The organism is Azospirillum sp. B4, assembly GCF_000333275.1.
Classification (GTDB): domain Bacteria; phylum Pseudomonadota; class Alphaproteobacteria; order Azospirillales; family Azospirillaceae; genus Nitrospirillum.
Genome location: NZ_BACU01000549.1, coordinates 1 through 10,126, shown reverse-complemented (window position 1 = coordinate 10,126; position 10,126 = coordinate 1). Strand labels below are relative to the sequence as shown.

Here is a 10,126-nt window from a genome sequence, read left to right as displayed (position 1 = left end):
TTCATGGGGCGGAGGATGCAGCAAAGCCCCGTCATCGGCAATTGCCGCCGGTCCCCCAAAAGCGAAAGGCCGCCCCTCGGGGCGGCCTGTTCAGCGTGATCTGTGGAAAGCTGGCGCTTAGCCCAGCGCTCAGCCCACTGGGGCGGTCGTGGCGCTCTGATAAACGCGGCGGGTGCGCGGGGTAACGGCCGTGCTTTCCTCGTCGTTGCAGCCGTTGCCGTCGATCAGGGAGGCGTTGACGGAATTCAGACTGACCAGATTGCTGCGCACCTTGCAGGCGTAGGCATGGGCCGTCTTGCCGCTGCCGCCGTTATAGCGGGCCACGGCGGCGGCCCAGCTGCCGGCGGTGGCGCGCAGGCGGGCCAGCATCTTGGCGGCGTACTGCACGTTTTCTTGGGGTCGACGATCTTTCCACCGGGCGGAAGGCCGCCTTGTGGTCGGACAGCGACAGTTGCATGCAGCCGACGGTCGCCTCCTGGCGCAGGTTGCCCTTGGGATCGCGCAGATACTTGGCGGCGGCGTTCGGGGTGGAGGCGAAGTGCACCGTGCCCTTTACGTTCACGGCATAGGCTTCGGAGGAGATCGACTGGCCGCTTTCCACCAGGGCCACAGCCAGCAGCAGGCCGGAGGGCACGCCCGCTTCCTTCTCGGCCTGCAGGATATGATCCAGGCAAGCAGCGTGGGCAGGGGCGGCGGCCATCAGGCCCAGACCGACCAGCAGGCCTGCGAACGTGGTCTTCATAAGGCGGGAGACGGAGCCGTTAGACACGGATTCAGACTCCCGGCCTAGAAGGGCGTCGCTATGGCGGCGCGCGATCTGCATGAGAGTCCTCCATCTGCGTCACTGGCATCGGCGACCCCGTGTCGCGATGTCCATCTGGCGTTGTTCGTGCTGGTTTCCCAAAGCACATTCCCGCTCGCGGGCGGGGCAGTCGTCAGGCCACCGATACTTTAGTGCGGTGACCGCTCCCTAACCGAATGGGTCAATCTGCCGCTGCGGGATGTCCGTAAGGCCTATATCCATGCAACGGCCGCATAGCAATTACAGACAAAACGCAGCAGGTCAATAAAAAATATGACCGGAGTGTGGCAGGGGCGCCACGCATGCCCCGGATCAACGGCGGCACCATGCCCCATCCGTCCCGGGATTCCAAGCCTTTAGCGTGCGTCATGTTGCCCCCGTGTGAACTGCGGGACCCTCTACAAATAGCGCGACGGCGCGGGTTGCCCCCCAGGAATGGAGGGGCCATAAGGGATGTCTCCGTCCCCTGGCCTGGAACTGATTCCCCCTATGCCTTCCGACCTGTCCCGCGACTATGAACAGCGAATGACCCAGGCCTATGACGCCCTGGACGCGGGGGACGAGGCCGCGGCCGAGGCGGCGCTGACCGCGGCTGTGTCCTTGATGCCGGGTGTGGCCGAGGCGCCAGGGGCGCTGGGCGCCCTGCTGCGCCGCCAAGGCAGGCTGGACGAGGCCGCCGCCCAGTTCGCCGCCGCCGCCATGGCGGAGCCGGATCGCGCGGCCTGGGCGTTGGAGCAGGCCGTCTGCCGGGCGGACGCCGGCGACACCGCCGGGGCCTGGGCCCTGGTGTCGGGCGTGCTGGGGTGTCGGGCGAATGAAGCCGCCGCCCAGCGCCTGGCGGCGCGCCTGCAATTGAGCCTTGGGGAGAAGGACGCCGCCTTGGCGCATGCGCGCGAGGCCCGCTTCCTGGCGCCCCATGACCTGGAGGGGGCGGCGGAGATCGCGCAGGTGCTGGTGGACGCCGGCGACCCCCTGGCGGCGGCGGAGTTGCTGGAGCCGCTGCTGGCCCACGCCCACCCGGCCGACCCCGCCCGCGCGGCCTGCCTGGTGATGCAGGGCCGTGCCTGGATGGCCTTGGCGGAGAGGGGGAAGGCGGCCCGTTGCTGGCGCCAGGCGTTGGAGGCCGATCCGGAGGACCAGGGCGGGGCCACTCGTCTGCTGGCGACGCTGGAGGCCGCCATGGCCGCTGGCAGCGCCGACCTGACGCCCACCTATGTGAGGGCCCTGTTCGACCGCTATGCCGACCGCTTCGACACGGACCTGACCCAGAAGCTGCGCTACCAGGCGCCGGACCTGTTGCGCCGGGCGCTGGACGCGGTGGGGGTGGGGTCTGGCCTGGACATCCTGGACATTGGCTGCGGCACCGGTCTGGGCGGGGTGGCGGTGAAACCGCTGGCGCGCCACTTGGCCGGCGTGGACCTGTCGCCCCGCATGGTGGAGCACGCCCGCGCCCGCGGCCTGTACGACCGGCTGTGGGACGCCGACCTGATGGGCGCGCTGGCTGAGGCGGACGGGGCCTGGGAGCTGGTGCTGGCGGCCGATGTGCTGGTCTACCTGGGGGACCTGGTGCCTGTCTTCCGCGCGGTGGCCCAGGCGCTGAAGCCCGGCGGCCGCTTCGCCGCCACGGTGGAGCGCTGGACGGGCGAGGGTGCCTACGCCCTGCGCGAAAGCCGCCGCTATGCCCACGCCCAGGACCACGTGCTGACGGCTGCTGCCGGGGCGGGCCTGCCCGTGGAGCACCTGGCCTCCGTCGCCCCGCGCTGGGAGAAGGGGCGGCCGGTGGATGGGTTGCTGTTTGTTTTAAGGAAGTAATCCCCTCAGTTGCCGGGCGCCGACATCCATCGGCTTGGCTTCCTCAGTTTCCAGTCCACTGCGTTCCCCGGAAACTTCCGGCGGATGCGGTTGGATCCTACAGCAGCATGAGGTTGTCCTCATGCTGCTGGCTCACATCAACAAAGCCAGCAACAGGGGCACCAGCAGTGCGGTGATCAGGCCGTTCAGCGCCATGGCGATGCCGGCGAAGCTGCCGGCCAGGGGGCTCATGGTATAGGAGATGGCGGTGCCGACGCCGTGGGCGGCGATGCCCATGGACAGGCCCTTGGCCCGGTCGTCGCGGATTTTCAGCCAGCGCAGCAGCAGCGGTCCGAAGACGGCGCCCAGCATACCCGTCACCATGACCATGGCGGCCGTCAGCGACGGGATGCCGCCGATGCGCTCGGAAATGCCCATGGCGATGGGGGTGGTCACCGACTTGGGCGCCAGCGATAGCACCGTCTGCTTGTCGGCGCCCAGCACGTTGGCGATGAACACGGCCGCCGCCACCGCCGTGGCTGACCCGGCCAGCATGGCGATGGCCAGGGGCAGGGCGCCGCGCCGCACGTCGGCCCGGTGACGCCATAGCGGCACGGCCAGCGCCACGGTGGCGGGCCCCAGCAGGAAGTGGATGAACTGCGCCCCGTTGAAATAGGTGGTGTAGGGCGTGTCGGTGACCAGCAGCAGGATGACCAGGCACAGGGTCGCCAGGGCCACCGGGTTGGCGAAGGGATTGCGGTTGGTGCGCGTGTAGATGTGCATGCCCGCCAGGTAAGCCACCAGCGTGGCGCCCAGCCACAGCAAGGGGCTGGCCGACAGGTAGACCCAGATGTCGCCCAGGTTCTTGCCCATCATGCCTTTCCCCCCGCGTTCCCCACATCCGTATCGGTATCGAAAGGATCGGGCCCCGCGCTTTCGGTGGTCGATGCCGGCGCCTTGCCGCCGAAGCGCCGGTCGGCCCATAGGAAGGCGTAGGCCGTGACGGCGATGGTCAGGACGGAACTGCCGAACAGGGCCAGCACGATGGCCGTTCCCTGGGTCATGAAGCGCTGGCCATGCTGGACGATGCCCACGGCCGCCGGCACGAACAGCAGCGACAGGTTGCTGAGGATGCCGTCGGCGGTGCCGGCCATCTCCTTGCTGGGCCCGCCGCGCAGCGCGAACCAGCCGACAAGCAGCAACAGCCCGAGCACGGGGCCGGGCACGGGCAGGTGCAGCCCGTGCACCACGATTTCCCCGATAAGCTGGCAGACCACCAGTGTGGCAAGGGCGCCGACCATAGCGAACTCCGGCATGTGAGACGGTCTTCGGCGTGAAACCAAAGGCGCCTGACGCGGTGGGATTGGTGGATGGGGGTGTTTCACGCAGGCTGGCCCGACTATGCCACCGGGGTCAACGGGCGTGGCGCGCGGGGGTGGCCTGCCGTCGCCGCATTCATGGTTATTGCCTGCCGGGGCTACCGCCCGCCAGCGTCCGGATCGGCGGGGACCACCACCGCAGGGCGCGGCCCCTGCGCCACAAGGTCTAACCCGCGAGAACCGAGCCGCGCCTCCAGCCATTGGCCGTCCACCGCCAGGGCGGGCAGGTGGCGCGCGGCCTCGGCCTCGGCGTCGGGCGCTCCGTCTGGCGGCAGGGAGCCTGGGCGCAGCAGCACCAGGTCGATACCGCTGTCACGCCGGAAGTCGTCCAGCATCGGCGCCAGGGTGTCGACCCCCGCACCGCCGGGGCGCAGGCGGGTCAGGTGCGCGCGCCAGCCGGTCATGGCCGGTCGGGGGCTGCGCGCCAGCACCAGGACGGCGCGGCAGCCGCGCAGCCGGTCCAGCCGTTCCGGCAACGCGTTTGGGGCCGCCGCCGCGTCCAGCGCCAGCACGCCCAGGCGGTTCAGGCTCAGGCCCTGCACCAGGTCGTTCGCGCCGGCCCAGGCGTTCTCCGGCCTTTCCTCGACCCCCAGACCGAGGGCCAGCAGGCGGTGCAGGGTACGGGATGCGGTGGCCTTGGCATGCCTGCTCCCCGGGCCCGTCCAGGCCGCCAAGTGGGGTACGCTGGCCATCAGGGCGCGGCGTTCCGCCTGGGCGGGACCCGTCAGCGCGCCGTCCGGCGCCAGGCCCCCTGGGGCCTGCCTAGGTGTTTGACCGAGAGGAACCATGCCGCTGATGACGAACAGGTGGAAGGGCTGCACCCGGTGGCGGGACAGCAAGGCCGACCAGGGGGAGGGGCCAGTGAGGGAGGGACCAAAGAGGGAGGAGCCAGGCGGCACCCCGCCGGCGGCATCCGCTAGGGCCAGCCGCGGCGGCACCGCCATGCCGGGCACGGCGAAGGACCAGGGCGTGCCCAGATCCAGGAAGCCATAGTCGGCCCGCCCATCCTGCGCCCCCCGGGGCACGGCGAAGTCATAGCGCCAGGCGGCGCCGTTTCCCTGCGGCAGCTTCCCCAGCCAGCGCGGCGGCACCGGCAGGCCCACGCCGGTGACCGTCAGATCCGGCGGTTCATCCTCACCATCCGTGACGATGACGGCGCTGATGCGCCAGCGGTCGCCCTGTCCGCCCCGGGCCAGCAGCAAGGGGCCCAGCAGCAGCGCGGGTTGGACAGGCCGTCGGGGGATGGAGGCGCGGCGTTTCATGGCGGCGGACCATGGACGAGCGCGGGGCGCCGGCGCAAGGGCGAAGCGGTACCTTATGTCTTATACACGCCCCTCAAACGGTGGACGGCCACAACCGTGGCCTTGCCTTATCCTCGGATTCCAGTCCACTGCGTTCCCCGGAAACCTCCGGCGCACGCGGTCGCGTCCTACAGCGGCATGGGTAAGAGACCCATGCCGATGGCCTTATGTCTCCAACCGGTCCAGCACGCGCTGGTACAACGACCGGCGGGCCAGCGCGTCCTCCAGCCGGTCCAGCGCCGCCGTCACGGCCTGCGCCTCCGCATCCAGTTCCAGGGCCGCCCCTTCCAGCGCCTGCCACAGGGGCCGCAGGCGGCTGACCAGCCCCTGTCCCGCCGGCGTCAGGCTGAGGCGACGGCGCCGCGCGTCGTCGGGGTCGGCCGTGGTCTGGGCCAGGCCGGCCTTCTCCAGCGAGGCCCGGGTCTGGCTGACGGAGACGTGGGTGATGCGCAGGCGCGCCGCCAGTTCCCCCACCGTCAGCGGGCCGTTCAGTGACAGCTGGTTCAGCACGCCGAACCAGCGCTGTTCGAAGGTCACGTCCAGGGCGGCATAGGCGCGGGTGGCGTCGCCGTCGATGGCCTCCGACAGCCGCCGCAGCCGGGCGCCCAGCGCCGCCCCGCCCAGGCGGCGGGAATAGTCCTCCGGCAACGGCTCCCCATCCGATGGCGTCATGATCAAAGACCTTCTTGACATATATGTAGGTGCCTACAGATTATGACCGTGCCGGGACGGGATGTCCAGGATGGAAGCAGGGATAGGGCAGGGGATAAGCATGAAACTGACGCGCCGCCACATGATCGCCGCCGGGGCCCTTGCGATGGGGGCGGGCGCCTTGTCCGCCCGCTTGGCGCCTGCCGGCCCAGCGGCGGGCCCGAGGCCGGCAGGCGCGCTGGAGCGCGCCATTCACGCGGCCTTCGCGGAGGCCGGCATCCCCGGGGCGGCGGTGGGCTATGCCCGCGATGGCCGGGTGCGCTTTGTGCGGACCTACGGCCATGCCGACATGGCCACCGGCCGGCCGGTGACGATCGACACCGTCTTCCCCATCGCCTCCATCACCAAGACGCTGACGGCGGCGGCCATCCTGCGGCTGGAGGGGGAGGGGCGGCTGCGGCTGGACGACCCGGTGGCGCCGTATCTGGACTTCCCCCTGGTCAACCCGCACCAGCCTGCCGCCGCGATCACTTTCCGCCACTTGCTGACCCACACCTCCGGTATTTCGGATGAGAAGTACTACGCCGTGGACTTCCGCCACCGGGGCGGGGATACGCCGCTGTCGCTGCGCGACATGCTGGTGGGCTACCTGGTGCCCGGCGGCGCCTATTATGACGCGGAGGGCTGCTACGCCGCCGCCGGCCCCGGTGCCGCCTGGGACTACAGCAATGTCGGCTTTGCGGTCCTGGGCTATCTGGCCGGCCGCATCGGCGGCTTCGACGCGCGCATGGCGCTGCGCCAGTTCCTCATGGTGCCACTGGGCATGCGCCACAGCTATTGGACGCTGGGGGAGGTGCCGGCGGCACTGGCCGCCACGCCCTACGACTGGGTTGATGGCAAGCCCCGTCCGGTGGCCGCCATGGGCTTCCCCGATTGGGCCGCGGGCATGCTGCAGTCTTCCATCGCCGACTTCACCCGCTACGTCGCGGCCTGCGCCAACGATGGCGAGGCCGAGGGCGTGCGCATCCTGCCCTCCGGCGTGCTGGGGCGGATGCTGACGCCCCAGCCGGCGCCTCATCTGCCCGGCTGGCTGACGGGCCAGGGCCTTGGGTGGATGATGGGGCCGCTGGACGGCACCGACCGCTGGGAGCACTGGGGCGGGGCGGAAGGCATCTTCACCGTCGCCTATTTGAATCCGGAGCGGCGGCAGGGCGTCACCATCCTCACCAACGCTACCGCCAGCGACGCCGCCAAGGCGGCGGTGAAAAAGGTGGCGGCCCTGCTGCTGCGTGAGGGGGCGTGATGGCGGCGGCATGAGGCAAGCCTCATGCCGCTAGGCCGCGACTGCGGTCGCCGGAGCTTTCCGGGGAGCCGAAGGCGGATTGGAAAGCGAGGAAAGCCCAAGCGGCCGGATGACCGCACCCCGGCGCCTGAGGGCGAGAAAGCCTACCTCCCCGCGTCTGGCGCCACGCTGCGTTGCGTTGCGGCATATAATGGAATCCTTGGCTTTTGCGGGCGGTCCCCGTATGGTCCGCATCGCCTGAGTGGCCGAGGGGCCCCTGGCGCAGCATACCGTTCGTCTCCGCGTTGCAGGACTCGAGGGCTGCGCCGTTTCCATAGCCCCGCTTCTATCGGGGTTGTGATTGCCGGATGGGTCTGGCTTTCCACACGTTCCGACGTTGCGCCGCTCTTTCGTTGGCCGGTGCCGCCCGCCGCTTGTTCGGCGGGGCGCGGTTCCGGCTTGGTTGTTCGCGTGCCTTTCCCGGGCGGGAAGGGCGCGGCGCTGTTTTATACCGTGAAGGAAAGTCCCTTGGATTTGCCCGTTTCCGCTGAAACCGAAGTGACCGAAACCGAAATCCTCGATACCGTCGAGATCGACGCCGCCAATGACGGCCGCGCCACCTTCGCCGACCTGGGCCTGGCCCCAGCCCTGACCAAGGCGCTGGAAGAAGTCGGCTATCAGTACCCCACCCCCATCCAGGAGCGCGCCATCCCCGTCGCCCTGGAAGGCCGCGACCTGATCGCGTCCGCCAACACCGGCACCGGCAAGACCGCGGCCTTCGTGCTGCCGGCGCTGCACCGCATGGCCACCACGCCGCGCCCGCTGAGCGCGGATGGCCTGCAGACCTTCGGCCCCCGCTTGCTGGTGCTGACACCCACCCGCGAACTGGCGACCCAGGTGATGGACGCCGTCCGCGGCTATTCCAAGTACAGCCGCATCCACACCCTGGCCATCCTGGGCGGTATGCCCTATCGCCAGCAGCTGGAGATGCTGCGCCGCCGGGTCGACCTGGTGGTCGCCACCCCCGGCCGCCTGATCGACCATCTGGAGCGCGGCCGCCTGGATCTGTCCACCGTCGAGATGCTGGTGCTGGACGAGGCCGACCGCATGCTGGACATGGGCTTCCTGGAGCCCGTGGAGATGATCGCCAACGCCTGCCCGGAAAACCGCCAGACGCTGCTGTTCACCGCCACGGTGGACAAGGCCATGGTGCGCCTGGCCGGCAACCTGCTGAAGAACCCGGAGCGTGTTGACGTGGCCGGTGGCAGTGTCAACGTCAGCGCCATCGAGCAGCGCTTCCTGCGCGCCGATGGCCTGGAGCACAAGGAAAAGCTGCTGGCCCACCTGGTGGCTGACCCGTCCATGAACAAGGGCATCGTCTTCGCCGCCACCAAGCGCGACGCCGATCGACTGGCCGACAGCCTGTCCGAGGCCGGCTATGCCGCCGCCCCCCTGCACGGCGACATGCGCCAGCAGGAACGCAACCGCACCGTCCAGGCCCTGCGCAGCGGCCGCGTCCGTCTGCTGGTGGCCACCGACGTGGCCGCCCGCGGCATCGACGTGCCGGACGTGACCCACGTCATCAACTTCGACCTGCCGCGCCAGGCCGAGGATTATGTGCACCGCATCGGCCGCACCGGCCGCGCCGGCAACACCGGCAACGCCTTCAGCCTGTACACCCGTCATGAATGGGGTCTGGTGCGCGGCATCGAGGGCTACACCCAGACCCGTGCCATCGAACATGTCATCCCGGGCCTGGAGCCGCGTGAGATGCCCAAGCGTCCGGCCGGTGGTCCCGGTGGCGCCCCCGGCGGCCGTCCGCGCAAGTCGTTTGGTGGTCATGGCGGCGGGTTCAAGCAGGGTGGTTTCAAGCAGGGTGGCGGCTTCGGCGGCGGCAATCGCTCCGAGGGCGGCTTCCGCGCTGACGGCCCGCGTCCGGAGCGAGGCGACCGTCCGGAAGGCGGGTTCAAGAAGTTCGGCGGCCCGCGTGGCGAAGGCCAGCACCGCGCTGAAGGCCAGCATCGCCAGGATCGGCCGGCCCGTGCCCATGGCGCCGGTCATGGCGGGCACGGTGCTCATCACGGTGCTCATCAGGGCAACGGCGGCGGCTACCACCCGCTGGACGGCGCCAAGCCGGCCCGCGACGGCCACCGGGGCCAGAACAACGGCGGCGGCCATGGCAGCCCCCGTCCGGCCCGGGTGCAGGGGGACAATGGGGCGGGGGGCTTGCGCCGCCCGCGTTCTTCCGCCAATTAAGTCCCGCGTTTGATGACGGGGCCGTCCCTCACCGGGCGGCCCCGTTTTCGCCTTTGCAAGCCTTAGAGATAAGTCCCAGGTCCCATGAGCGCGCTCCCCCAGGAAGTCCATAACCGTCGGACCTTCGCGATCATCGCGCACCCCGACGCCGGCAAGACCACGCTGACGGAAAAGCTGCTGCTGTTCGGCGGCGCCATTCAGATGGCGGGTGCTGTGAAGGCGCGCGGCGAGCAGCGGCGCGCCCGGTCGGACTGGATGAAGGTGGAGCGGGAACGCGGCATCTCCGTCACCGCGTCGGTGATGAACTTCGATTATGCCGACCGCACCTTCAACCTGGTGGACACCCCAGGCCACGAGGACTTTTCCGAAGACACCTACCGCACGCTGACGGCCGTGGACAGCGCGGTCATGGTCATCGACGCCGCCAAGGGCATCGAGGCACAGACCCGCAAGCTGTTCGAGGTCTGCCGTCTGCGCAACGTGCCCATCATCACCTTCGTCAACAAGATGGACCGCGAGGCCCGCGACCCCTTCGACCTGATGGACGAGGTGGAGCGCGACCTGCAGCTGGAGGTGACGCCTGGTTCCTGGCCCATCGGCTCCGGCCCCGACTTCCGCGGCTGCTATGACCTGATCCGCGACCGGCTGGTCCTGCGGACCGCCG

The 10,126-nt window shown here is 69.9% G+C and carries 10 protein-coding genes; 4 read left to right on the top strand and 6 right to left on the bottom strand.

What is annotated here, in order from left to right:
- Positions 1-129 precede the first annotated feature (129 nt).
- Positions 130-369 (bottom strand): hypothetical protein, encoded by a 240-nt coding sequence (locus I55_RS33475; RefSeq protein WP_049974470.1) that lies wholly within the window; start codon positions 367-369, stop codon positions 130-132.
- Positions 311-769, bottom strand: coding sequence for a hypothetical protein (locus tag I55_RS24860; protein ID WP_148293942.1), 459 nt, complete (start codon positions 767-769; stop codon positions 311-313). The genes I55_RS33475 and I55_RS24860 overlap by 59 nt, the downstream gene beginning before the upstream one ends.
- 486 nt (positions 770-1,255) lie before the next feature.
- On the opposite strand from I55_RS24860, the gene I55_RS24855 reads away from it, so the two are divergent.
- On the top strand, positions 1,256-2,614 hold the full coding sequence (locus I55_RS24855; protein WP_085940105.1) for a methyltransferase domain-containing protein: 1,359 nt from the start codon (positions 1,256-1,258) through the stop codon (positions 2,612-2,614).
- A 132-nt stretch (positions 2,615-2,746) separates the two neighbouring features.
- On the opposite strand, the gene I55_RS24850 is transcribed toward I55_RS24855, so the two are convergent.
- From I55_RS24850 to I55_RS24835, 4 genes are all read right to left on the bottom strand, one after another.
- Entirely contained in the window at positions 2,747-3,469 is a 723-nt protein-coding gene (locus tag I55_RS24850) for an LrgB family protein (protein ID WP_044563407.1), read from the bottom strand.
- Positions 3,466-3,909 (bottom strand): CidA/LrgA family protein, encoded by a 444-nt coding sequence (locus tag I55_RS24845; RefSeq protein ID WP_064742535.1) that lies wholly within the window; start codon positions 3,907-3,909, stop codon positions 3,466-3,468. The genes I55_RS24850 and I55_RS24845 overlap by 4 nt, the downstream gene beginning before the upstream one ends.
- A 161-nt stretch (positions 3,910-4,070) precedes the next feature.
- On the bottom strand, positions 4,071-5,234 hold the full coding sequence (locus tag I55_RS24840) for a hypothetical protein (RefSeq protein ID WP_044563406.1): 1,164 nt from the start codon (positions 5,232-5,234) through the stop codon (positions 4,071-4,073).
- A 204-nt stretch (positions 5,235-5,438) separates the two neighbouring features.
- Positions 5,439-5,945 carry a MarR family winged helix-turn-helix transcriptional regulator gene (locus I55_RS24835; RefSeq protein WP_044563409.1) on the bottom strand — a complete coding sequence of 169 codons (507 nt, stop codon included), beginning with the start codon at positions 5,943-5,945 and terminating at the stop codon, positions 5,439-5,441.
- Between the two features lie 100 nt (positions 5,946-6,045).
- Between I55_RS24835 and I55_RS24830 the strand changes: the two genes are divergently transcribed.
- From I55_RS24830 to I55_RS24820, 3 genes are all read left to right on the top strand, one after another.
- Positions 6,046-7,227 (top strand): serine hydrolase, encoded by a 1,182-nt coding sequence (locus I55_RS24830; RefSeq protein WP_049974467.1) that lies wholly within the window; start codon positions 6,046-6,048, stop codon positions 7,225-7,227.
- Between the two features lie 507 nt (positions 7,228-7,734).
- Entirely contained in the window at positions 7,735-9,462 is a 1,728-nt protein-coding gene (locus tag I55_RS24825) for a DEAD/DEAH box helicase (protein ID WP_252181306.1), read from the top strand.
- Positions 9,463-9,546: 84 nt separating this feature from the next.
- On the top strand, positions 9,547-10,126 hold a 580-nt coding region (locus tag I55_RS24820), incomplete at its 3' end, for a GTP-binding protein (protein WP_044563404.1).